At 64.5% G+C, this 22,592-nt stretch carries 20 protein-coding genes; 12 read left to right on the forward strand and 8 right to left on the reverse strand.

Annotated elements, in window-relative coordinates:
• Window positions 1–14 precede the first annotated feature (14 nt).
• The 10 genes from algG (at window position 15) to LOY37_RS22555 (ending at window position 10,906) form a co-directional block, all read left to right on the forward strand.
• On the forward strand, window positions 15–1,580 hold the full coding sequence (algG, locus tag LOY37_RS22510) for a mannuronan 5-epimerase AlgG (protein ID WP_258715747.1): 1,566 nt from the start codon (window positions 15–17) through the stop codon (window positions 1,578–1,580).
• Between the two features lie 13 nt (window positions 1,581–1,593).
• Complete coding sequence (locus LOY37_RS22515) at window positions 1,594–3,003, forward strand: alginate O-acetyltransferase (protein WP_213603309.1); 1,410 nt, start codon at window positions 1,594–1,596, stop codon at window positions 3,001–3,003.
• Window positions 3,004–3,010: 7 nt separating this feature from the next.
• Complete coding sequence (locus LOY37_RS22520; RefSeq protein WP_258715748.1) at window positions 3,011–4,120, forward strand: mannuronate-specific alginate lyase; 1,110 nt, start codon at window positions 3,011–3,013, stop codon at window positions 4,118–4,120.
• Between the two features lie 139 nt (window positions 4,121–4,259).
• Window positions 4,260–5,717: an MBOAT family protein gene (locus tag LOY37_RS22525; protein ID WP_258715749.1), complete on the forward strand. Its 1,458-nt coding sequence runs from the start codon at window positions 4,260–4,262 to the stop codon at window positions 5,715–5,717.
• Between the two features lie 11 nt (window positions 5,718–5,728).
• On the forward strand, window positions 5,729–6,886 hold the full coding sequence (locus LOY37_RS22530) for an alginate O-acetyltransferase (RefSeq protein ID WP_093379696.1): 1,158 nt from the start codon (window positions 5,729–5,731) through the stop codon (window positions 6,884–6,886).
• A 13-nt stretch (window positions 6,887–6,899) separates the two neighbouring features.
• Window positions 6,900–7,556, forward strand: coding sequence for an alginate O-acetyltransferase AlgF (locus LOY37_RS22535; RefSeq protein ID WP_045197222.1), 657 nt, complete (start codon window positions 6,900–6,902; stop codon window positions 7,554–7,556).
• Between the two features lie 33 nt (window positions 7,557–7,589).
• The gene (locus tag LOY37_RS22540; protein ID WP_258715750.1) at window positions 7,590–9,041 is read left to right on the forward strand and encodes a mannose-1-phosphate guanylyltransferase/mannose-6-phosphate isomerase; all 1,452 of its coding nucleotides are present in this window, start codon (window positions 7,590–7,592) and stop codon (window positions 9,039–9,041) included.
• A 106-nt stretch (window positions 9,042–9,147) separates the two neighbouring features.
• A complete protein-coding gene (locus LOY37_RS22545) occupies window positions 9,148–9,612 on the forward strand; it encodes a hypothetical protein (protein ID WP_045197219.1) in 465 nt (154 codons plus the stop codon).
• Window positions 9,613–9,697: 85 nt separating this feature from the next.
• Window positions 9,698–10,048 (forward strand): thioredoxin domain-containing protein, encoded by a 351-nt coding sequence (locus LOY37_RS22550; RefSeq protein WP_258715751.1) that lies wholly within the window; start codon window positions 9,698–9,700, stop codon window positions 10,046–10,048.
• Window positions 10,049–10,081: 33 nt separating this feature from the next.
• Entirely contained in the window at window positions 10,082–10,906 is an 825-nt protein-coding gene (locus LOY37_RS22555; protein WP_093379686.1) for an SDR family oxidoreductase, read from the forward strand.
• A 41-nt stretch (window positions 10,907–10,947) separates the two neighbouring features.
• On the opposite strand, the gene LOY37_RS22560 is transcribed toward LOY37_RS22555, so the two are convergent.
• The 4 genes from LOY37_RS22560 to LOY37_RS22575 all read right to left on the reverse strand — a co-directional run bounded on the left by LOY37_RS22560 (window position 10,948) and on the right by LOY37_RS22575 (window position 16,051).
• Window positions 10,948–12,402 carry an efflux transporter outer membrane subunit gene (locus LOY37_RS22560; RefSeq protein WP_258715752.1) on the reverse strand — a complete coding sequence of 485 codons (1,455 nt, stop codon included), beginning with the start codon at window positions 12,400–12,402 and terminating at the stop codon, window positions 10,948–10,950.
• Window positions 12,399–13,469, reverse strand: a complete 1,071-nt coding sequence (locus LOY37_RS22565) for an HlyD family secretion protein (RefSeq protein ID WP_258715753.1) — start codon at window positions 13,467–13,469, stop codon at window positions 12,399–12,401. The genes LOY37_RS22560 and LOY37_RS22565 overlap by 4 nt, the downstream gene beginning before the upstream one ends.
• Window positions 13,470–13,492: 23 nt before the next feature.
• On the reverse strand, window positions 13,493–15,034 hold the full coding sequence (locus LOY37_RS22570; protein ID WP_258715754.1) for an MFS transporter: 1,542 nt from the start codon (window positions 15,032–15,034) through the stop codon (window positions 13,493–13,495).
• Window positions 15,035–15,145: 111 nt separating this feature from the next.
• Window positions 15,146–16,051, reverse strand: coding sequence for a LysR family transcriptional regulator (locus tag LOY37_RS22575; RefSeq protein WP_045197211.1), 906 nt, complete (start codon window positions 16,049–16,051; stop codon window positions 15,146–15,148).
• Between the two features lie 162 nt (window positions 16,052–16,213).
• Here LOY37_RS22575 and LOY37_RS22580 point away from each other — a divergent pair, with 162 nt between their 5' ends.
• Window positions 16,214–16,666, forward strand: coding sequence for a universal stress protein (locus LOY37_RS22580; RefSeq protein ID WP_093379669.1), 453 nt, complete (start codon window positions 16,214–16,216; stop codon window positions 16,664–16,666).
• Between the two features lie 7 nt (window positions 16,667–16,673).
• Here LOY37_RS22580 and LOY37_RS22585 read toward each other — a convergent pair whose 3' ends face one another.
• Genes LOY37_RS22585 through LOY37_RS22600 form a run of 4 tightly spaced genes read right to left on the reverse strand, consistent with a single transcriptional unit; the run spans window position 16,674 to window position 21,451 of the window.
• Window positions 16,674–17,540: an HlyD family secretion protein gene (locus LOY37_RS22585; RefSeq protein ID WP_258715755.1), complete on the reverse strand. Its 867-nt coding sequence runs from the start codon at window positions 17,538–17,540 to the stop codon at window positions 16,674–16,676.
• An 11-nt stretch (window positions 17,541–17,551) separates the two neighbouring features.
• On the reverse strand, window positions 17,552–17,752 hold the full coding sequence (locus LOY37_RS22590; RefSeq protein ID WP_028943216.1) for a DUF1656 domain-containing protein: 201 nt from the start codon (window positions 17,750–17,752) through the stop codon (window positions 17,552–17,554).
• Complete coding sequence (locus LOY37_RS22595) at window positions 17,742–19,928, reverse strand: FUSC family protein (RefSeq protein ID WP_045197206.1); 2,187 nt, start codon at window positions 19,926–19,928, stop codon at window positions 17,742–17,744. Before LOY37_RS22595 ends, LOY37_RS22590 begins: the two co-directional genes overlap by 11 nt.
• Window positions 19,925–21,451 (reverse strand): efflux transporter outer membrane subunit, encoded by a 1,527-nt coding sequence (locus tag LOY37_RS22600; RefSeq protein WP_258715756.1) that lies wholly within the window; start codon window positions 21,449–21,451, stop codon window positions 19,925–19,927. The genes LOY37_RS22595 and LOY37_RS22600 overlap by 4 nt, the downstream gene beginning before the upstream one ends.
• A 186-nt stretch (window positions 21,452–21,637) precedes the next feature.
• On the opposite strand from LOY37_RS22600, the gene LOY37_RS22605 reads away from it, so the two are divergent.
• Entirely contained in the window at window positions 21,638–22,585 is a 948-nt protein-coding gene (locus LOY37_RS22605; RefSeq protein WP_045197201.1) for a LysR family transcriptional regulator, read from the forward strand.
• Window positions 22,586–22,592: the final 7 nt, after the last annotated feature.

The following is a 22,592-nucleotide window of genomic DNA, read 5'->3' on the forward strand; positions in this document are numbered from 1 at the left end:
TGGGGTGCAATCAAATGAGCCATCAACCGAACAAGCTCCACGCCTTATTGGCCGGCACCCTGCTGCTGGCCAGCAGCATCGCCCTGGCCAACGGCCAGGCGCCGACGCCGGTGGCCAAGGAGCTGCAGCAGGCCAAGACCTACACGGTCAGCAGCGCGCCGATCGAGCCGCTGCAGATCCCGGCGCCGACCCTGCCCGAGCTATCCGGCTATAGCGCGCAAGCGGTGCAGAAAAAGATCGACCGCTCGCACAAGGGCAAGGTCTCGGTGCGGCGCATGCTCCAGGAAAACAGCCTCAAGGAGTTCATCGGCGGCGACAACAAGATGGCCGAATGGGTAGCGCGCCAGCACGGCATCCCCCAGGCGATATTCATCGACGACGGCCATGTGAACTTCACCGAGCTGAGCAAGCAGGTGCCCAGCCAGTACCTGCGCGAAACCGCGCCGGGGGTGTACCTGGCGCGCCTGCCGATCGTGGTCGGGCAAAAAGGCGTGCTTGAGATCGACGCCAAGGTCAAGGAACTGCGCCTGTCCCAGGAAGGCGGCGCGTTCATCGTCAACGACGGCAAATTGTTCGTCAGCGACACCCGGGTGACTGGCTGGCGCGAGAAAGACAACGGCCCGGCGACCTTCCGCTCGCCGAAGGAATTCCGCCCGTTCCTGCTGTCGTGGGGCGGCACCGAGACCTACATCGTCAACAGCAAGATGGCCAGCTTCGGCTATGCCAAGAGCAAGTCCTACGGCGTGAGCATTTCTCAGTACACACCGAACATGGCCAAGCAGATGGGCCGCCCGGAACCCACCGGCTGGATCATCGGCTCCGAGTTCAGCGACATGTGGTACGGCTTCTACTGCTACGAAACCAGCGACTTCGTGGTCAAGGACAGCACCTACCGCGACAACATCGTCTACGGCATCGACCCCCACGACCGCTCGCACCGTTTGATCATCGCCGGCAACACCGTGTACGGGACCAAGAAGAAGCACGGCATCATCGTTTCGCGCGAGGTCAACGACAGCTGGATCATCAACAACAAGAGCTACGACAACAAGCTCTCGGGCGTGGTCATCGACCGTAACAGCGTCAACAACCTGATCGCCTACAACGAGATCTACCGCAACCACACCGACGGCATCACCCTGTACGAGAGCGGCGACAACCTGATCTGGGGCAACAAGCTGATCAGCAACCGCCGCCACGGCATTCGCGTGCGCAACAGCGTCAACATCCGCCTGTACGAAAACGTCGCCATGGCCAACGGCCTGGTAGGCGTCTACGGGCACATCAAGGACTTGTCCGAGACCGACCGCGACATCGCCCTCGACCCGTTCGACACCAAGGTCTCGCTGATCGTCGTCGGCGGTGAGCTGGCGGCCAACGGCAGCGGCCCGCTGTCGATCGATTCGCCGCTGAGCGTGGAGCTGTACCGGGTCTCGATGCTGGCGCCGAGCAAGGCCAGCGGCATCAGTTTTTCCGGAGTACTGGGCGATCGCCAGGACGAGATTCTCGACCTGATGGTGCGCCAGGGCAAAGCCGTGCTGATCGATCCGGTCGAGCGCCAGACCGAAATGCTGGACTGAGGAAGCCAATCCTATGCAACCACAACTGACCAAGCTGCTGAGCCTTTGCGGCCTCGCCACTGCCCTGCTGGCCATCAGCGCCGGCGCCTCGGCCGAACAGGTCCAGGCACCGGACTTCACCGCCGAGCCGTGCTGCCAACTGTGCCCGCAAGCCCACGACGCCAGCCGCTACACCACCCGCTACCAGCAGAACTTCACCACCCTGGTGCAAGCCCAGGGCGACTGGCTGTTCCGCACCCGCGAAGACCTGCGCACCGAATTCGACACCACCCCGGCCGGCTACCGGCGCCTGCAGCAGTTGCACGATGCGTTCAAGGCCAAGGGCGTGGAACTGGTGATCGTCTACCAGCCGACCCGCGGCCTGGTGAACCGTAACATGCTCAAGCCGGCCGAAAAGGCCGCGTTCAATTACGCCAAGGCGCTGCACAACTACCAGGCCATGCTCGGGCGCTTCAGCCAGATGGGCTACACCGTGCCCGACCTGTCGCCGCTGACCAACGAACAACTGGCCGCGGCCGACCAGGGCAAGGACTTCTACTTCCGTGGCGACCAGCACTGGACCCCGTACGGCGCCGAGCGCGCGGCAAAAATCGTCGCCGACAGCGTGCACAAGATGCCGGCCTTCGCCGACGTACCCAAGCGTGAGTTCGAGAGCCACAAGTCCGGGCGCATGGGCAAGACCGGCACCCTGCATAACGTCGCCGGGCAGCTGTGCGGCACCAGCTATGCGGTGCAGTACATGGACCAGTTCGTCACCGAGCCCAAGGGCGAGAGCGGCAGCGACGACCTGTTCGGCGACTCCGGCAACCCGCAGATCACCCTTGTCGGCACCAGCCACAGCGGCAAGAACTACAACTTCTCGGGCTTCCTTGAGCAGTACATCGGCGCCGACGTGCTCAACGTCGCCTTCCCCGGCGGCGGCCTGGAAGGCTCGATGATCCAGTACCTGGGCAGCGAAGACTTCCAGAACAACCCGCCGAAGATCCTCATCTGGGAATTCTCGCCGCTGTACCGCCTCGACCAGGAAACCATCTGGCGACAGATGCTCGCCCTGGTCGACAACGGCTGCGAAGGCAAGCCTGCGCAGATGAGCGCCAGCACCGCGCTCAAGCCGGGCAAGAACGAGCTGATGGTCAACGGCCGTAACGGCGTGATCAAGGACCTGACCAACGGCCGCCACCAACTGGATATCCAGTTCGAAGACAAGTCGGTCAAGACCCTGCAAGCCACCCTCTGGTACATGAACGGCCGCCACGAAGACCTGAAGATCGAGAAGCCGGAAACCGCCGACACCGATGGCCGCTTTGCCTTCGAGCTGCGCGAGGATGAGGACTGGGCCGCCCAGACCCTGCTCGCCGTCGAAGTCCAGGGGCCGCAAAGCGGCAGCCAGAAAGTCGAAGCCACGCTGTGCAAACGAAAGTGAGGCGCCTATGAAAAATTTCAGCACATCCCCTGTAGCAGCGCTCGCACTGGCGCTGGCCCTGTTCGGCCCGGCCGCGCACGCCGCCGGGCTGGTCCCTCCCCAGGGCTATTACGCCGGGATCGAAAAGCTCAAGACCGGCGACAGTGACTTCAAATGCGCAGCCATCCCCACGCCCTACACCGACAAGCTGCAGTTTCGCAGCAAGTACGAAGGCTCGGACAAGGCCCGCGCAACCCTGAACAAAGCCTCGGAAAAGGCTTTTCGCGACTCCACCGCGAGCATCACCACCCTCGAGCGCGGAGTCAGCAAACAGGTCATGCAGTACATGCGCGATGGCCGCCCGCAGCAGCTCGACTGCACCCTGGAGTGGCTGAGCAGTTGGGCCAGCGCCGATGCGCTGATGTCCACCGACTACAACCACACCGGCAAGTCGATGCGCAAATGGGCGCTGGGCAGCCTCAGCTCGGCCTGGCTGCGCCTGAAGTTCTCCAACTCCCAGCCGCTGGCGGCGCACCAACAACAGGCCGAACTGATCGAGAAATGGTTCGGGCGCCTGGCCGACCAGGTGATCAAGGACTGGAGCGACCTGCCGCTGGAGAAGATCAACAACCACTCCTACTGGGCGGCCTGGTCGGTGATGGCTACCGCCGTCGCCACCGACCGCCGCGACCTGTTCGACTGGTCGATCAAGGAATACCGCGTGGCCGCCAACCAGGTCGACGCCCAGGGCTTCTTGCCCAACGAGCTCAAGCGCAAGCAGCGCGCCCTGGCCTACCACAACTACGCCCTGCCGCCGCTGGCGATGATCGCCAGCTTCGCCCAGGCCAATGGTGTCGATGTGCGCCCGGAAAACAACGGCGCACTCAAACGCCTGGGTGAGCGGGTGCTGTCGGGCTCGAAAGACCCGAGCCCGTTCAAGGCAAAGAACGGCGAGAAACAGGACATGGACGACCTCAAGATCGACAGCAAATACGCCTGGCTCGAGCCCTGGTGCAGCCTCTACAGCTGCAACAGCGACGTGCTCGGGCGCAAGCACGACATGCAGCCGTTCAAGAGCTTCCGCCTGGGCGGCGACCTGACCCGGGTCTATGACCCGCAGGCCGAACAGAAAAAATGAGCTAGGACCTGTCGCGGGTCAAGCCCGCTCCCACAGGAGCGCGGCGAACCCGCGATGCTTTAAACACTGCCCCCCGCGTTCCGACATGGGGGGTTTGGGGGGCTGCTGCCCCGGTTGCTAACGACAAGGAGAGATCGGGATGGTGTTTTCATCCAACGTGTTTCTGTTCCTGTTCCTGCCGATCTTTCTCGGCTTGTACTACCTGAGCGGGCAACGCTATCGCAACGCCCTGTTGCTGCTGGCCAGCTACGTGTTCTATGCCTGGTGGCGGGTGGACTTCCTGGCGCTGTTTGCCGGGGTCACCCTGTGGAACTACTGGATCGGCCTGAAAGTCGGCGCCGCCGGCGTGCGCAGCAAGCCGGCCCAGCGCTGGCTGCTGCTGGGGGTTGCGGTCGACCTGGGCATCCTCGGCTACTTCAAGTACGCCAACTTCGGCGTCGACAGCATCAACGCGATCATGACCTCGTTCGGCCTTGAGCCGTTCATCCTCACCCATGTGCTGCTGCCGATCGGTATCTCGTTCTACATCTTCGAGTCGATCAGCTACATCATCGACGTGTACCGCGGCGACACCCCGGCGACCCGCAACCTGATCGACTTCGCCGCCTTCGTGGCGATCTTCCCGCACCTGATCGCCGGCCCTGTGCTGCGCTTCAAGGACCTGGCCGACCAGTTCAACCACCGCACCCACACCCTCGACAAGTTCTCCGAAGGCTGCACGCGCTTCATGCAGGGCTTCATCAAGAAGGTGTTCATCGCCGACACCCTGGCGGTGGTCGCCGACCATTGCTTCGCCCTGCAGAACCCGAGCACCGGCGACGCCTGGCTCGGCGCCCTGGCCTACACCGCGCAGCTGTACTTCGACTTCTCCGGCTACAGCGACATGGCCATCGGCCTGGGCCTGATGATGGGCTTTCGCTTCATGGAGAACTTCAAGCAGCCGTACATCAGCCAGTCGATCACCGGGTTCTGGCGGCGCTGGCATATCAGCCTGTCGACCTGGCTGCGCGACTACCTGTACATCACCCTGGGCGGCAACCGCGGCGGCACCTTCGCCACCTACCGCAACCTGTTCCTGACCATGTTGCTGGGCGGCCTGTGGCACGGCGCCAACTTCACCTACATCGTCTGGGGTGCCTGGCACGGCATGTGGCTGGCGATCGAGCGGGCCCTGGGCATCAACGCCGCGCCGCAGCGATTCAACCTGGTGCGCTGGGCCTTCACCTTCCTGCTGGTGGTGATGGGCTGGGTGATCTTCCGCGCCGAGAACCTGCACGTCGCCGCACGCATGTACGGCGCCATGTTCAGCTTCGGTGACTGGCAACTGTCGGAGCTCAACCGCGCCAGCCTCACCGGCCTGCAAGTGGCAACCCTGGTGCTGGCCTACGTGACTCTGGCGTACTTCGGCCTGCGCGACTTCTATCGCAACGCCAGGCCCGCGCCCAAGGTCAGCCCGGTGGCCGTGCATGCCGACGGCAGCCTGAGCCTGGACTGGGGCCTGTACGCCACCCGCGCGTTGGTGCTGCTGCTGTTCGTGGCCTCGATCCTCAAGCTCTCGGCGCAAAGCTACTCGCCGTTCCTCTACTTCCAGTTCTGAGCGAGCCGACCATGACCCGACATTTACGCAAACTCTACGCCCTGCTGTTCCTCGCCCTGTTGCTGGGCCTGGGCCTGTGGTCGCTGGGCGGCCTGGGCAGCTTCCAGCGCACTGCGCAGATGAGCGCCCTCGACGGCAAACTGGCCAAGGCCGCCGAAACCCACTACGACGAGCAGTTCCCGCTCAAGCGCATCGGCACCAACCTGTGGGCGGCGCTGGACTTCAAACTGTTCAACGAAGGCCGCCCGGGCGTGGTGCTGGGCCGCGAGCACTGGCTGTTCAGTGACGAGGAGTTCAAGCCGGTGGCCAACAGCGACCAGTACGAACAAGAGAACCTGGCGCTGATCCGCGGTGTGCGCGACACCCTGCAGCAACACGGCGTGCAACTGGTGCTGGCGATTGTGCCGGCCAAGGCGCGGCTGTATCCGGAGTATGTCGGCGAACAGACCCCGGCCAGCCTGCACACCGACCTGTACAACGAGTTCCACGCCCAGGCCCGCCAGGCTGGCGTGTTCGCCCCCGACCTGCTGGCGCCGCTGCAAGAGGCCAAAGCCCGTGGCCAGGTGTTCCTGCGCACCGACACCCACTGGACGCCGATGGGCGCCGAAGTGGTTGCCCAGCACCTGGCCGCCGCCGTGGCGCGCCAGACCCTGCTCAACGGCGAGCCCCAGCAGTTCGTCACCGAACAACGCCAGAGCGCGCCATACAAGGGCGATTTGACCAACTTCCTGCCGCTCGACCCGCTGTTCAGCAACCTGCTGCCGCCGCCGGACAGCCTGCAAAAACGCAGCACCCGCCCGGCCGAGGCTGAAGGTGAAAGCGGCGATGCATTGTTCGCCGACAGTGAAATCCCGGTGGCGCTGATTGGCACCAGCTACAGCGCCAACCCCAACTGGAACTTCCTCGGAGCCCTGCAGCAAGCACTGCGCAGCGACGTGGTCAATTACGCCGAAGACGGCCATGGCCCACTGCTGCCGATGCTCAAGTACCTGCAAACCGACGCCTTCAAGAACAGCGCGCCGCAAGTGCTGATCTGGGAGTTCCCGGAACGTTATCTGCCAATGAAAAACGACCTCAGCGCTTTCGATCCGCAGTGGATCGCGCAGCTGAAAAAAACCCGCAATGCCAATCAAGACCTGGCCCTGTCGTCCCATCGGACGGAAAACTGAAGAGGAAACGCACATGACCTTGCATACCCAAAAGCTGCGCATCGCCAAAGCCTGCGCCCTGGCCGCCGGCCTCAGCCTGCTCTCGCTGCAAGCCCTGGCCGGCGCCGACGCCGCGCTGTATGGCCCGACCGCGCCGAAAGGCTCGACCTTCGTGCGCATCTACAACGCCGGCGCCCAGCCAGTGAGCGCCAGCGTCGGCAACACCCAGATCAGCGAAGTGGCGGCCCAAGGCAGCAGTGACTTCAGCTTCATGCCCCAGGGCGATTACAGCGCCAAGGTCGGCAGCCAGAGCCTGCCGGTCAAGCTCGCCGCCGATCACTACTACACCCTGGTCAACAACGCCTCGGGCCAGCCGCAACTGGTCGAGGAGCCACCGTTCAAGAACAAGCAGAAATCCCTGGTGCGGGTACAGAACCTCAGTAGCCAGGCCCTGACCCTGAAGACCGCCGACGGCAAGACCGAAGTGGTCAAGCCGGTGGCCGCCAAGGCCCGTGGCGAGCGCGAGATCAACCCGGTCAAGGTCAGCCTGGCGCTGTATGAAGGCGATAAAAAAGTCAGCGATCTGAAGCCTGTGGCTCTGGAGCGCGGCGAAGCGGCGGTGCTGTATGTCACCGGTTCCGGCAGCAGCCTGTCGCCGGTCTGGGTCAAGCGCCCGGTATCCACCCGTTAACCACCTGCCTATTTCTATTTTTGGAGAACACCCATGATTCCAGTCATTCTGTCCGGTGGTAGCGGTTCGCGTCTGTGGCCGCTGTCGCGCAAGCAGTTTCCCAAGCAGTTCCTGGCCCTGACCGGTGAACACACCCTGTTCCAGCAAACCCTCTCGCGCCTGGTGTTCGACGGCATGGACGCGCCCATCGTGGTCTGCAACAAAGACCACAAGTTCATCGTCAGCGAGCAGCTGCAAAGCCTCAAACTTCAAACCCAGGGCATCCTCATGGAGCCCTTCGGCCGCAACACCGCGCCGGCAGTGGCACTGACCGCGATGAAGCTGGTTAACGAAGGCCGTGACGAGCTGATGCTGGTGCTCCCGGCCGATCATGTGATCGACGACCAGAAAGCCCTGCAACGGGCCCTGGCCCTGGCCACCGTGGCCGCCGAGCGCGGCGAGATGGTGCTGTTCGGGGTACAGGCGACCAAGCCGGAAACCGGCTACGGCTACATCAAGTCGAGCCAGGACGTGCTGCTGCCCGAAGGCGTCAGCCGGGTGGCGCAGTTCGTCGAGAAACCGGATGAAAAACGCGCCGCCGAGTTCGTCCGGGCCGGTGGCTACTTCTGGAACAGCGGCATGTTCCTGTTCCGCGCCAGCCGCTTCCTCGAAGAGCTGAAAAAGCACGACGCCGATATCTACGACACCTGTCTGCTGACCCTGGAGCGCAGCGAGGAAGACGGCGATAACCTGAGCATCGACGAAGCCACCTTCGCCTGCTGCCCGGACAACTCCATCGACTACGCGGTGATGGAAAAGACCCAGCGCGCCTGCGTGGTGCCGCTGTCGGCGGGCTGGAGCGATGTCGGCTGCTGGTCGTCGCTGTGGGATGTGCATGAAAAAGACCACAACGGCAACGTCACCAAGGGCGACGTGGTGGTCCAGGACAGCCACAACTGCATGATCCACGGCAACGGCAAGCTGGTATCGGTGATCGGCCTTGAGAACATCGTCGTGGTCGAGACCAAGGACGCCATGATGATTGCCCACAAGGACAAGGTTCAGGGCGTCAAGCAACTGGTCAACACCCTCAACGAACAGGGCCGCAGCGAAACCCAGAACCACTGCGAAGTCTACCGGCCGTGGGGCTCGTACGACTCGGTGGACATGGGCGGGCGTTTCCAGGTCAAGCACATCACCGTCAAGCCCGGTGCCAGCCTGTCGCTGCAGATGCACCACCACCGCGCCGAGCACTGGATCGTGGTGTCCGGCACTGCCGAGGTGACCTGCGACGAGAACGTGTTCCTGCTCACCGAAAACCAGTCCACCTACATCCCGATCGCCTCGGTGCACCGCCTGCGCAACCCGGGCAAGATCCCCCTGGAGATCATCGAAGTGCAGTCGGGCAGCTACCTGGGCGAGGACGATATCGAGCGCTTTGAAGATATCTACGGACGCTCGACGCCGATCGAGCGCGGGATCTCGATCAAGACCATCGCGCAGTAAGAAACCAATCGCGGGGCAAGCCCGCTCCTACACATTGTGGGAGCGGGCTTGCCCCGCGATGCTTTTTGGTTAGGATGAAAGCACCCCCACCCACAAGGTTCGCTCCATGTTCATCGGCGCCCTGCTCATCCTCACCTGGCTGGTCCTGCTGCTGCGCTACCCGGCCAAAGCCCTGCCGATTTCGCTGGCGGCACTGTTCGGCCTGGGCCTGGTGGCGTTGTGGGTGGTCTGGCTGGACAACCGCGAAGCCAGGCAACTGGCCCATCTGGAGCTGCGCCTGACCTACGCCCCGGAGCAATGCCCGGCCGATCGCCCGCTGCAGGTGCACATCAACAACGGCAACCCGGTGCCACTGGTGGAGCTGCGCTGGCGGGTCGCGGCCTATGCCCCGGGCGATACCGTCAACCTTGCTGAGAACACCTACGCCGCCCCGCGCTACCGCGGCCCCGGCGAGCTGCAGCCCGGCGCCAGCTGGCAGGAGTGCCTGCCGTTGCCGCCACTGCGCTCCGGCTACCGGCCGCAGAGCGTCGACTACCGCGCCGAGCACCTGCAAGGCAGCTTCGCCGACTGAGCACCTGGTATTTTTGTCAGGTTACCCAAGCGGCAAAATCCTGTTGAATGACTCCGCGTACTTCACTGCCTAGCGGAGTAAGGTCATGGTCGATACATCGCCAGCGGTTCAGGACCAGTTCAAGCAACTGTTCGAACGGATCAATCATCATCAACCGCTGGCCAGGCCCGTGGTGATCCTGGTGTATTCGGACACCTGCCCGGCATGTGCCGATGCCAAGCACAACGTGAAAAACCTGGCAGATAACGGCTATCGGGACCGGGTTGACTTTTACCAGCTGACATTCGCTGCCTTTAAAGCGTTGTCCCTCGACACTCAGGTCACCCACGTGCCCACTCAACTGCTGTATGACAGGGCAAGCCAACGCCAGCTCTGGACCGGCATTTGCACCGATCGGTTGGAAAATGCATTGAAAACGCTGATTGCTGAACTATGATCCAGTACCCCCACTGCTCAAGGACAGCAGCTCATGCCCAGCGTGTTGATCACCGGATGCTCCAGCGGTATCGGTCTGGCTTTGGCCGAGACCTTCAAGAATGCCGGTTTCGAGGTCTGGGCCACGGCGCGCAAGGCCGAGGACGTAGACCGCCTGGCCGCCAGCGGCTTCAATGCCCGCCAACTGGACGTCAATGACCAGCAGGCGCTGACGCAACTGGCCGGTGAACTGGAACAGCACGGCCAGGGCCTCGATGTACTGATCAACAACGCCGGCTACGGCGCCATGGGGCCGCTGCTCGATGGCGGCGCCGAGGCGATGCGCCGGCAATTCGAAACCAATGTGTTCGCCGTGGTCGGGGTCACCCGCGCATTGTTCCCGGCGCTACGCCGCAACAAAGGCCTGGTGGTGAATATCGGCAGTGTTTCCGGGGTACTGGTCACGCCGTTCGCCGGTGCCTACTGCGCCTCCAAGGCGGCCGTGCACGCCCTGAGCGAAGCCTTGCGCCTGGAAGTGGCGCCCTTTGGCATACGGGTCATGGAAGTACAGCCTGGCGCAATTGCCTCGCAATTCGCCAGCAACGCCGGGCACGAAGCCGAACAACTGATCGGTGAACAATCGCCGTGGTGGCCGCTGCGCGAAGGCATCCGTGCTCGCTCACGCGCCTCCCAGGACAAACCGACCCCGGCAGCCGACTTCGCCCGCGATGTCCTCAAGGCCGTGCGCCAGCCAGAGCCGGCGGCGCTGGTACGCCTGGGCAATGGCAGCCGCGCCTTGCCGCTGCTGCAAAACTGGCTGCCGCGGGGCTTGCTGCAGCGCGTGCTGAAAAAACGCTTCGGCCTGGACCGCGCGCTCTAGGCGATCGAGCGCAGCACGCCGGGTGCATGACCGCGCAACGATCACCCCTGGGCGGCGGTCTGCAACGGCTCGCTGAACGGCTGCCATCCACCGCCCAGCGACTTGTACAAGCCAACCAGGGCCTGGGACACCGCCGCCGAACTTTCGACCCACTGCTCCTGGCTGGCCAGCAAGGCGCCCTGCACGCTGAGTACATTGAGAAAGTCCACGGCGCCCTCGACATACTGCTGCTGCGCGGTCTGCAGGGCGATGCGGTTCTGGCGCACGGCCTCTTCGAGCAGGTCGCGGCGCAACTGGCTGGCGTTGTACAGGCGCAGCACATCGTCGATTTCATGCCAGGCGCGCAGCACTACCTGCTGGTAACGCAGGGCCGCTTCCTGCTGCTGGGCTTCGCGCAACTTGAGCACGCCGCGCAGGCGCCCGCCTTCGAAAATCGGCAAGTTCAGTTGCGGGCCGATGGCGAATCGACGCGCATCCCAGCTGCCGAAATCCGACAACTGCAGTGACTGCAAACCGACATTGCCCGACAAGCGGATGCTCGGATAAAAATCCGCCTTGGCCACCCCGATACTGGCGGTGGCGGCATGCAGCTGGGCCTCGGCCTGAAGAATGTCCGGGCGCCGCTCGGCCAGCTCCGACGGCACGCCGATGGCAAAGCGTTGCTGCGGCGTCGGCATCGCGCCTGGCTCCAGCAATTCGGCCTGCAGGTTGCGTGGCGGCTCGGCCAGCAACAGGCCGAGGGCGTTGATCAATTGTGCCTGGCGCTCTTCCAGGGTCGGCAGGCGGGCCTCGACCGAGGCGACCTGGGCACTGGCCTGGGCCACATCGAGGGCGGTGGCTACCCCGTCGCGCAGGCGCATTTGCGACAGGCGCAGGCTGTGCCGCGAAACCTCAAGGTTCTCCCGGGTGACGGCCAGGGTGCTCTGCACCGCTCGCAGCTCGATGTAGTTGCCGGCGGTCTCGGCCAGCAGCGACAACAGCACGCCACGGCGGTCGTTCTCGGCGACTTCGACCACCGCGTCGGCGGCTTCGACCTGGCGGCGTACGCGGCCCCAGAGGTCAAGCTCCCAACTGGCGGTAAAGTCGCCCTGCCAGAGGTTGAAGGCCGACTTGCCGCCGTTGCCGGACGGGTCGTTGAGGCCTTCGGCACTGTTGCGCGCCCGGCTGTATCCGCCGCCCAGATCAACCGACGGGGTTTGCTCGGAAGCGATGCTCATGCGCAGCGCGCGGCTTTGCAGCAAGCGCGCGCTGGCGATCTGCAGGTCGAGGTTGCGCTGGCTGGCGCGCTCGATCAGGGCACTGAGCTTGGGGTCGTGAAAGCTTTCCCACCAGCGCTGCTCCAGCGGTGTAGCCTGGGCCTGACTGGCGGCGGGGGTTTCCTGCAGCGCCGGCCATGCGGCCGGGGCATGGCTGTCAGGCGCGCTGAAATCCGGGCCCAGGCTGCAGCCGGCCAGCAGGCTCAGCAGCAGCGGGCAAAGGGCGAATGCAGGTTTCATCGGGCGCTGACCTCTTTACCGGTACTCAGGCTCGCGCCGGTATCGATCGTGGCCACCACCGACATGCCGACCCGCAGGCGATCCAGCAATGGCTGGTTGGCGTCGAAGACAATTTTCACCGGAATGCGCTGCACCACCTTGGTGAAGTTGCCGGTGGCGTTGTCCGGCTTGACCGCCGCGAAGGTGACACCGGTAGCCGGGGCGATGCTCTCGACCCGCCCGTGCAGGTATTCATCGGCAAAGGTGTCCACGCGGATCTGCACCGGCTGCCCGGGTTGCACGTGGGTCAGTTGGGTTTCCTGGAAGTTGCCGAGCACATAGGCGTGCTCCAGCGGCACCACCGACAGCAACCGCGCCCCCGGGTTGACGTAGGCGCCAACGCGCAGCGCGCGCTCGCCGACCATGCCGTCGATGGGTGCGACGATGCGCGTGTACGACAGGTCCAGTTGCGCCCGCTCAATGCTTGCCTGGGCATGCTTGAGGCCACCTTCAGCGCTGTCGACCTGGGCGCTGAGGATATCCACCTGCTTGCGCGCCGCCGCCAGCGCCGCCTGCGAGTTGGCCAGCCGCGCCCGCGCCTGATCAACCCGGCTGCGCGCCTGCTGGGCGTTCTGCACGGTACCGGCGCCCTGCTCGGCCAGGCGGCTGTGGCGGGTCAGTTCGTGATTGGCGAAGGCCAGCTCAGCCTGGTCGGCACTGACCGCGGCCTGGGCCTGGTCGATCAGCGAGGCCTGGCGCTCGAGGGTCGCTCGGGCGTTGTGGCTTTGCGCGCTGGACACCAGCAGTTGCGCCTGCGCCGCCGCCAGCGCCGCCTGGTAGTCGCGGTCGTCGATCTGCGCCAGCAACTGGCCGGCCTTGACCTGCTGGTTGTCCTCCACCAGCACCTGCTTGATAAAGCCGGCCACCTTCGGTGCGATCACCGTGTAGTCGGCAGACACGTAGGCGTCGTTGGTGCTCTGCTCGCTGTCGTGGCCCAGCAGCATCGGGCCGAACACGCCGGCAATCCCTGCCACCACCAGGGCGGCGACGATCAAGGCGGTTTTTCGGTGAGTTGTTGTCGTGGTCATGTCTTTCTCTCAAATCCGCAAACCTAGGCCACCGCGCGTGGTGGGTAGATCCGGGTAGGCACAAAAGGAATCAGTACAATCAGCGCCGCAGCCAGCAGTGCCATGCACAGGTAAAGATCGGCCGAGGTCAGCACCAGGGCTTGTTCATGGATGCGCCTGGCCAGGCCCGGGGCGCTGCTGTCGGCCAGCGGCGAGTTGCCCAGGCTGTCGACCAGCGCATTGGAATGAAAATGCCGGCGCACGGTGGTCAGCGCCTCGATCAAACCGGCCGCAACCACCGAAGCCAGGCCCTTGACCGTGTTGAACCAGGCCGAGGCAAACGGCCCGTCCTGTGGGGTCATGCCGCCGGTGGCCAGCATCAGCAAGGGGATCACCGACATCGGCTGGCCGAAGATGTGCAGCAGTTGCAGCAGGTAGAAGTTGTCGCGAATCCACACGCTGGTGAGCTGGCTGCCCAGCGCGCACGACAGCGACAACATGCCCAGCCCCGCCGCCAGCACCCAGCGGCAATCCACTGCGCGAATGTTGCACAGCGCCGCCACCAGCGGCAGCGCCAGCAACTGCGGCAAGGCCACCAGCAGCATCAGCGGACCGGTCTGCGCCGGGCGATAACCCTGGATCTGCGCCAGGTAGCTGGAGGGGATGATGATCACTGCCGTCAGCACGATCAGCACGCCGAACAGGGTCACCAGGGCGTGGGTCAGGTTGCGCACCTTGAGCATCTGCAGCTTGAAGAACGGCAGCGGCTCGGACCACTCGTTGCACAGGAACAGCACCAGCAGCACCAGGCCGCCGCCGAGCAGCCAGCAGATCAGCGGCGAGTCGAACCAGCCCATGCGATCCCCCAGGGTCAGGCCGATCACCAGCGTGCAGATGGCCGGCAGGCCGAGCAGCAGCCCGCGCCAGTCGAACTGCCTGAAGCGCTCCAGGCGAAGCGGGTCCTGGGGCAGGCCCCAGGCAACACAGGCCATTGCCAGCAATGACGGCAGAATGATCTGCCAGAACGCCCACTGCCAGCCGACATATTCAGTCCACAACCCGGCCAGCGGCGTGCCCAGGTTGGGCCCGAAGGTCGCGGTCAAGGCATAGCCGGCCAGGCCGTAGACCTTGATCCCCGGCGGCAGGAAACGCAGGGCGACGCTCATCAACATCGGCGGCAACGCCCCTGATGCCAGGCCCTGCAAGGTGCGCAGCAGCATCAGGCTGGACAGGTTGGGCGCATACGGCTGCACCAGCCCGAGCAGGGCAAACACGCCGATGGCGCACAAGGTAAAACGGCGCAGGGAAAAGGTCGCCGCCAGCCACGGCGAAAAGGCCATGGCCGAGACCGACGCCGCCGAATACACCGCAATCAGCCAGGCGCCCTCATCGGCGCCGATGAACATGCCACCACGGATATCGGCCAGCGAGGCTTTGGTGACCATCTCGTTGAGGCCGGCGCAGAGCACCGCCAGCAGTACCCCGAGCAGGCCGACCAGAATGCGCGTGCCAAAAGCCGCCGGCGCCGCCGCAGCGGCAACCGGTGGGGGCAGCACAGGTAAAGGAGTCGCGGTCAGCGAACTCATCACAGACATCTCCGGACAAACAAAAGAACCGGCGCAAGTCTATGAAGGGGCAATGCTTACGAAAACTGACATATTGGCAGTTTACTAGTGCAGCAAACGCAATCGACTGGTTCAGCGTTGCTCGCTGCAGCACGCCTTGAGGGTCTGGCGCAGCCAGCGGTGGGCCGGGTCGTTGTCAAAACGCGGGTGCCAGGCCTGCATCACCGTCACCCGTTCCAGTGGCAACGGGATGTGGAACGAGCGCAGCGGCAGGCCGAGCTTGGTCACGCTGCTGAGGATATTGGCCGGCATCGGCAGCAACAGGTCGGAGTCAGGCAAGGAGAACATCGCCGAATGAAAGCTCGGGGTGATCAGCGCCACCCGCCGCTGCACCTTGTAGTTGGCCAGCTCGACATCGATCGGGCCGTTGGCGCGGCCGCGGCGCGAGACGCTGATCTGCGGGTAGGCGGCAAAGCGCTGGGGGGTGATTTCGGCCTCGAAGATCGGGTGATCCTGGCGCGCCAGGCCGACGTAGATGGTGTTGAACAGGCTCTGCATCTTGATCTCGGGGCCCAGGTCGATGGTCGAGCTGACGATCAGGTCAGTGCCACCGTCGCGCAGCACCGCATCATCGTCACCACCGCCTTCCGGGACAAAACGCAGCACGGTGTGCGGCGCCTGCTCGTGCATCATCTGCAGCAGTTGCGCGCCATACAGGGCGATGAACAGGTCGTTGGTGCGGATGTTGAAAGCCCGGTCGAGGGTTGCCAGGTCGACTTCTTCGCGGCTGCGAAACACCAGCCCGGCCTGCTCGACCAGGGCCCGCACCTGCTCGTGCAGGGCCAGCGCCCGCGGCGTCGGCACCAGGCCACGGCCGGCGCGGACCAGGATCGGGTCGCCGATGGCCTCGCGGATTCGCCCCAGGGTCCGGCTCATGGCCGCCGGGCTGAGGTTCATGCGCCGCGCTGCGCCGACCACGCTGCCCTCATCAAGCAGGGCATCGAGAGCGACCAACAGGTTCATATCCGGGATCTGCATTGCCAGGCATCCATGGCGGGTAAACAAGGGCCGATCTTAACAGCTCGGCAGCGGCCATCGGGTTGCGCGTCACGCAACTACACAGTGCATGCCAGGCCATTTATCCGCAGGCCGCCGATCCTCAACAATAGCCGGCTCGACTGCCGCCCAGAGAAGCCGCCCATGCTCAGCCCCGTATTGATTGCCATCGATGGATCGCCCGCCTCCCAGGGCCTGGTCGAGCTCGCGCAACAGTACTGTTTGCCCAACTGCCATCGCCTGCAGGTGGTGCTGGCCATCGACAGCGCCTTCGCCCTGAGCGACGGCCCGGGGGCGATCAGCCTGTACGAGCAGCAGGAATACCCGGCGGCCACCGATGAGCAGCGCCATGCCGTCCAGGCCGTGCGCCAGGCCCTGGAGAACCTGCGGGCGCTGGGCTTCGAGAGCGAAGGCAGGCTGGTGCCGGGCGAGCCGGTGGCGGCCATCGTCGCTGCCGCCCGCGCGCTTGAGTGCGAGCTGATCATCATCGGCCACCGGCATTTGAACCGCCTCGGGCGGTTGCTCGATCCGTCGATAAGCAACAAGGTGATCGATCAGGTCAGTTGCCCGGTGCTGGTGGATTCGCGCCAGGCTTGAGGCGCTTTTAGCCTTCTTTCCGAGCCGGCGTGACCACCACTGTGCAGGTGGTCCCCGCCGCCAGCAAAAAGCCTTCCGGCACTTCATCGATGTGAATCCGCACCGGCACCCGCTGGGCCAGGCGCACCCAGTTGAAGGTCGGGTTGACGTCGGCGATCAGTTCGCGGCTTTCAGGGTTGTCGCGGTCATAGATACCGCGCGAGATGCTCTCGACGTGGCCCTTGAGCCGCTCGCCGCTCATCATCTGCAGCTCGGCCTGGTCACCCACGCGCACGTGCGGCAGCTTGGTTTCTTCGAAAAAGCCATAAACCCAGAACGAGTCCTTGTCGACCACCGCCATCTTCGCCTCGCCGGTGCGCGCGTAATCGCCGCGATGGACGTTGAGGTTGGTGACATAGCCATCGACGGTGGCGAGGATCCGGGTCCGCTTGAGGTCCAGCTCGGCCGCCGCCAGCTGCGCCTGGGCCTGCTGGTAATCGGCCAGCGCCGAGTTGGCGATGTTGCTGGCATCGTCACGGTTCTCCCGCGAGATCACCAGGTTGTCCATGTCGGCGCGGCGATGGGCGTTGACCTTGCGCATCTCCCAGGTGGCCTTGCGCGAGGCGACCAGCGCCTGGGCCTGGCGGACCGCCACCTCGTAATGCTCGGGGTCGATCTGCAGCAGCACGTCGCCCTTCTTCACCAACTGGTTGTCGCGCACCGGCACGTCGACCACATAGCCCGGCACGTCGGCGGCGACGTTGATGATATCGGCACGCACCCGCCCGTCACGGGTCCAGGGCGTGTTCATGTAATGCACCCAGAGCTGGCGACCGATCACCACGGCAGCGGCCAGCACGAGCAAGGTGGCGATCAGGCTGAAAAACTTTTTCATCAACAGGGGTCTCAACGGTAGAGAGTCAGGGCCATGGATCCGAACAGGCAGATAAACAGGCACAGGCGCAGCAGCGCCGGGTGCCAGAAAAAGCGGTAGCCGTCGTGGCTGGCGATGAACCGGTCCAGGCCCCAGGCAAGCCCGGCGGCGAACAGGAACATCAAGGTCATGGTCGGCATGTAGACGCCATGGAAGGCGATTTCACGAGGCATGGGGCAGTCCTTTGGCCGGGGCCAGTTCGGCCAGCGGCGACTGAGGGTCGAGCAACGAAGTACGGATGAAGTGCAGGTAGCTCTGCACCCGGCGCAGGGCCGAGGTGTCGAAGTGGCGGGCGAACGGCTCGTCGGTGGCCTGTACGCGGCTGATGGCGTGATCCACCGCCACCAGGGCGCGCTCGTGGTTGCTGGCGCTCGGTTGCATGAACAGCCGCGCCAACGCCCGGCCCATGACCCGGATGGCCTGGCGCCAGGGCTGCGATTCGGCATAGCACGGGTGCACTGGCAAGATTGCCTGTTCCTTGCGCAGCTCGATGATCGCGTGGCCAACCTCAAGCACCACGAACATCCAGCGCAGCAGCTTGCTCTGCACCAACGGCTGGCCGACCGCCAGGCCATAGGCCTGGTGCAGCAGGTCGCGGGTGCGGCTTTCGAAGCTCGAACCCAGGCCACGCAGGCGCCCGGTAATTGCATACAGCACCTGGGCGCGCAGGTCCTGCTCCAGGCGGCTCCACAACCAGCGGCTGTTGGGCGGCAGGATGATCGCCCCGGCAGCGGCGCAGACCAGCATGCCGATGACCATGGCGATGTAGTCGTTGATGAAGTTGTAGGGGTTGTAGATGGTCAGGTTGTCGGGCACGGAACCGGTGGCAAAAAAGATCAGCAGGCCCAGGCCATAACCGGCATAGGCCGGGCGCGAGGCGAGGAACGCACCGAACACGAACACCGGCGCCAGCACCAGGCACAGCAACGGGAAACCGTCGATCCAGGGGAACACGAAGAAGGTTTCGAAGAAGCCGACAAAGGCGCCGAACAAAGTGCCGCAGGCCATCTGGAACGACATGCGCTTGGGGTTCGGCGTCGCCGCCGAGAGGCCGACGGTGGCGGCGGCGATCAATGTCATCATCGCCCCGCTCGGCCAGGCGGTAAGAATCCAGAAACTGCCCAGCACCAGCAAAATGAACGAAGCGCGCACACCGGCGGCCAGCGAAGCCATCCAGTTGGTCTGCGCGACATAGGGCTCATCCCACTGCTCGCGGGCATGGTTGTGTTCGGTCAGCGAGGCGTGGGTCTGGGCGTAGCTGTGCATGTCGTCGACGAAGCGGTACAGCAGCTCGTAGGCGGTGTGAAAATCCAGCAGGTCGGCGTCGCTCGGGCCGCTTTCGACATAGGCCGCGCGCAGCGTGCGCACGCGCTCCGGCAAGCCTTCCTTGTAGGCCGCCAGTTGCTCGGCCAGGCGCGCCGCATCGCGCTCGGTGAGGCCGCGCCCGGCATAACCGTCGAGCAGCTCGGCCAGGGCGGTGAGCCCGGGTTCGATGGCGGTGACGATCTGCAGCGGCCCACGCAAACGCAGGCGCTCAAGCAACTGGTGCAAGGCGTTGAAGCGCGTGGTGATGGCCATGAATTCGCTGTTCATCCGCCCCAGGCGACCGTTGCGCCGGCGCATGTGCGGGTCTTCGAAGGCGGTAACGCTGCGCAGGCTCTCCAGGCCCACGGCCTCGGCGATAAAACGCACGTTGCTGCTTTCGAAGCGGTCGCGCTGGCTGTCGCCACGCAGGCCCTCGGCAACGAAACCGGCGAACACGCCGAAGCGCTGGTACAGGGCGTTGCGCATCGAGGCACTGGCCGACTGCGGCAAAATCGCGGCGCTGACCAGGGTCGAGACCAGAATCCCCAGGGAGATCTCCAGCACCCGCCACACGGCGGCCATGAACGCGCCGTCGGGGTGCTGCAAGGCCGGCAAGCCGACCATCGCCGCGGTATAACCGGCGAGCACGAAACCATAGGCGCGGAAGGTGCGGTAGCGCATGGCACCGGCCGAACACAGGCCGACCCAGATCGCCAGGCTCGGCAGGAACAGCTCGGTGTTCTGCGGAAACAAGGCGATCAGCGCGACCATCATCGAAGAGCCGGCCAGGGTGCCGAGCAGCCGGTAGAAGCTCTTGGCGAACACATGGCCGCTCTGCGGCTGCATGACGATGAACACGGTGATCATCGCCGTGCGCGGTTGCGGCAACTCCAGGCGCATGGCCAGCCACAGGGTCAGGAAGGCGGCGCTGAGGACCTTGAAGATGTACACCCAGGTCACCCCGTCGGTGCGCAGCCATTCAAAGAACCCGCGACGCCACTCCAGGGTGGCCAGCCAGCGAAACGGCAGGGTCAGCGCGCTCATTGGCCGTGAACCGGCTTATCGAAAATCGCCAGGGTCGCCGGGGTCTTCGGCGCCTGCTGACGGTCTTCGCCGGGCACATCGCTACCCGCGCCCAGGCCGCCGCCCAGGGCCGTAACCAGCTCGGCATGGGCACTCAGGCGCGCAGCCTGGACCTGCTGCTGGATCTGCTGCTGGCGGAACAACTGGGTTTGCGCGTTGAGCACATTGAGGTAATCGGTCAGGCCGCGCTGAAAAGCGATCATGGCGATGTCGTAGGTTTTTTGCGCCGAAGCCACCGATTCGGCGGCAAAGTGCTGTTGCTCGTTCATCGACTCACGACGAATCAACTGGTCGGAAATGCCCTTGAGCGCCTCGACCACGGTCTGGTTGTAGCGCGCCACGGCGATGTCGTAACCGGCCGAGGCAACCCCCAGCTGCGAGCGCAGGCGGCCGCCGTCGAACACCGGCAGGCTGATCGCCGGGCCGACGTTGTAGTTAAATTTGCGCCCGGTCAGAAACTCCAGCGCGCCGCCACCGGTGGCCATGAAGCCGAGACCACCGACCAGGTCGACGTTGGGGAAGAACCCTGCATGGGCGACATCGATACCACGGGCCTGGGCCGCTACCTGCCAGCGGCTGGCGACCACATCCGGGCGCTGGCCGACCAGTTCGGCGGGCAACGCCGAGGGCAGCTTCAACGCGGTACCCAGGGCCAGTTGCGGGCGCTGCAACTGCGCGCCCTGCCCCGGCCCTTTGCCGGCCAACGCCGCCAGTTGATTCCGCGCCAGGGCGATTTCTTCATTCAGGGCATCGAGCTGGCGGTGAGTTTCCGGCAGCGGCGTCTGCGCCTGGCTGACTTCGAAATGGGTGCCGATACCGCCAGCCAGGCGCCGTTCGGCCAAGGCCAGGATCTGCTCCTGCTGCTCAAGCTCGGCCTTGACGATATCGCGCTGGGCAAAGTGCAGCGACAGCTGGATATAGACCTTGACGATGTTGTTCTGCAGCTCGAGCTGGGCCTGGCGGGCCTGGGCCACGCTCATGTGGGCCATGTCCACGGCCTGCTCGCTGGCATTGCGCTCGCGGCCCCAGAGGTCGAGGGCGTAACTGAAGCCCAAAGCGGCATTGTTGTCCCAGGTGTTGGAACCCGACAGTGCGCCGGGGCCATAGAACTGGTCTTCCGGCCAGTTGTGGCGCTTGAGCGTCGACTGGCCGTTGACCTGCAGTTTCTGCGCCGACTCGACCACCCCGGCCATGGCCCTGGCTTCGCGCACACGGGCGGCGGCCATGGCCATGCTGGGGCTGTCGTGTACGGCCAGGGCGATCCAGCGATCGAGTTGCGGGTCGCCGTAGGCCCGCCACCATTGCTGGTCGGGCCAGTGGGCGTCGAGGGCGGCTTCACGGATGGCCGCGTCGGTGGTCAGGGTATTGGCTTGCAGCGTCTTGCTTTGCGGGGCAATGCCCCAGGTTCCGATACAGCCGCTCAAGGTCAAGCTAAAGGCACAGGCACTGAGCGCATTGAGCGCTCTGATAATGCGACGCGGCACAGCTGCGAATTCCCGACGTAGAAGGTGGATGACGCTTGGAGAGGCAATTCTAGGGGGCCGCCGCACTGGCGATAAGCGTGCATTACTGCGAATCTTTGTTACGAAAACAGCGATAATCCGGCTTTAGTCTGAAGACCGCCCCGGTTACTTCATGTCACAATTTGTCGTCTACTTTGAGAGCGACCCATGGACACCCTGCAAAACATGCGTGCTTTTAGTTGCGTCGCGCAAGTCGGCAGCTTCACTGCCGCGGCCGTGCAACTGGATACGACCACCGCTAACGTATCGCGGGCGGTCTCCAATCTTGAAGCCCATCTGCAAACCCGCCTGCTCAACCGCACCACCCGGCGCATTGCCCTGACCGAAGCCGGCAAGCGCTACCTGATGCGCTGCGAACAGATTCTTACCTACGTCGAAGAAGCCGAAGCCGAAGCCAGCGACGCCCATGCGCGCCCGGCCGGGCAGCTCAAGGTGCATTCGATGACCGGGGTCGGCCAGCATTTCGTCATCGATGCCATCGCCCGCTACCGCGAAACCCACCCGGACGTGACCTTCGACCTGACCATGGCCAACCGCGTGCCGGACCTGCTCGACGAGGGCTACGACGTGTCGATCGTGCTGGCCAGCGAGCTGCCGGACTCGGGCTTCGTCTCCCAGCGCCTGGGTATTACCTACAGCATCGTCTGCGCCTCGCCCGAATACGTGAAGCGCCACGGTATCGCCCACAAGCCCAGCGACCTGCTCAACCACGCCTGCCTGCGCATGGTCAGCCCGGTGATCCCGCTGGAAAAATGGCTGTTCGACGGGCCCGAAGGCCAGGAAGTGGTGAACATCACCCAGGCGCCGTTCCAGGTGAACTCCGCCGATGCGATGAAAACCGCGATCCGCAGCGGCATGGGCGTTGGCGTACTGCCGATCTACTCGGCCATAGAGGGCCTGCGCGATGGCTCGCTGGTGCGGGTAATGCCCGAGTACCGCCTGCAGGAGCTGAACCTGTACGCGATCTACCCGTCGCGCCAGTACCTGGATGCCAAGATCAAGACCTGGGTCGAGTACCTGCGCAACTCGCTGCCGGAAATTCTCGCCGCCCACGAAGCGGACCTGAAAACCCACGAACTGCGCATTGCCACCTGAAATCTTG

The sequence above is a fragment of the Pseudomonas sp. B21-012 genome (assembly GCF_024749305.1).
GTDB lineage: Bacteria > Pseudomonadota > Gammaproteobacteria > Pseudomonadales > Pseudomonadaceae > Aquipseudomonas.

What these genes read in the sequence shown, in the direction of transcription:
- LOY37_RS22590 (WP_028943216.1), bottom strand. Translation starts at nt 17,752, where the DNA reads ATGCCTCGTGAAATCGCCTTCCATGGCGTCTACATGCCGACCATGACC.
- LOY37_RS22535 (WP_045197222.1), top strand. Translation starts at nt 6,900, where the DNA reads ATGACCTTGCATACCCAAAAGCTGCGCATCGCCAAAGCCTGCGCCCTG.
- LOY37_RS22520 (WP_258715748.1), top strand. Translation starts at nt 3,011, where the DNA reads ATGAAAAATTTCAGCACATCCCCTGTAGCAGCGCTCGCACTGGCGCTG.
- LOY37_RS22530 (WP_093379696.1), top strand. Translation starts at nt 5,729, where the DNA reads ATGACCCGACATTTACGCAAACTCTACGCCCTGCTGTTCCTCGCCCTG.
- LOY37_RS22515 (WP_213603309.1), top strand. Translation starts at nt 1,594, where the DNA reads ATGCAACCACAACTGACCAAGCTGCTGAGCCTTTGCGGCCTCGCCACT.
- LOY37_RS22545 (WP_045197219.1), top strand. Translation starts at nt 9,148, where the DNA reads ATGTTCATCGGCGCCCTGCTCATCCTCACCTGGCTGGTCCTGCTGCTG.
- algG (WP_258715747.1), top strand. Translation starts at nt 15, where the DNA reads ATGAGCCATCAACCGAACAAGCTCCACGCCTTATTGGCCGGCACCCTG.
- LOY37_RS22580 (WP_093379669.1), top strand. Translation starts at nt 16,214, where the DNA reads ATGCTCAGCCCCGTATTGATTGCCATCGATGGATCGCCCGCCTCCCAG.
- LOY37_RS22585 (WP_258715755.1), bottom strand. Translation starts at nt 17,540, where the DNA reads ATGAAAAAGTTTTTCAGCCTGATCGCCACCTTGCTCGTGCTGGCCGCT.
- LOY37_RS22605 (WP_045197201.1), top strand. Translation starts at nt 21,638, where the DNA reads ATGGACACCCTGCAAAACATGCGTGCTTTTAGTTGCGTCGCGCAAGTC.
- LOY37_RS22570 (WP_258715754.1), bottom strand. Translation starts at nt 15,034, where the DNA reads ATGAGTTCGCTGACCGCGACTCCTTTACCTGTGCTGCCCCCACCGGTT.
- LOY37_RS22595 (WP_045197206.1), bottom strand. Translation starts at nt 19,928, where the DNA reads ATGAGCGCGCTGACCCTGCCGTTTCGCTGGCTGGCCACCCTGGAGTGG.
- LOY37_RS22555 (WP_093379686.1), top strand. Translation starts at nt 10,082, where the DNA reads ATGCCCAGCGTGTTGATCACCGGATGCTCCAGCGGTATCGGTCTGGCT.
- LOY37_RS22560 (WP_258715752.1), bottom strand. Translation starts at nt 12,402, where the DNA reads ATGAAACCTGCATTCGCCCTTTGCCCGCTGCTGCTGAGCCTGCTGGCC.
- LOY37_RS22565 (WP_258715753.1), bottom strand. Translation starts at nt 13,469, where the DNA reads ATGACCACGACAACAACTCACCGAAAAACCGCCTTGATCGTCGCCGCC.
- LOY37_RS22575 (WP_045197211.1), bottom strand. Translation starts at nt 16,051, where the DNA reads ATGCAGATCCCGGATATGAACCTGTTGGTCGCTCTCGATGCCCTGCTT.
- LOY37_RS22550 (WP_258715751.1), top strand. Translation starts at nt 9,698, where the DNA reads ATGGTCGATACATCGCCAGCGGTTCAGGACCAGTTCAAGCAACTGTTC.
- LOY37_RS22525 (WP_258715749.1), top strand. Translation starts at nt 4,260, where the DNA reads ATGGTGTTTTCATCCAACGTGTTTCTGTTCCTGTTCCTGCCGATCTTT.
- LOY37_RS22540 (WP_258715750.1), top strand. Translation starts at nt 7,590, where the DNA reads ATGATTCCAGTCATTCTGTCCGGTGGTAGCGGTTCGCGTCTGTGGCCG.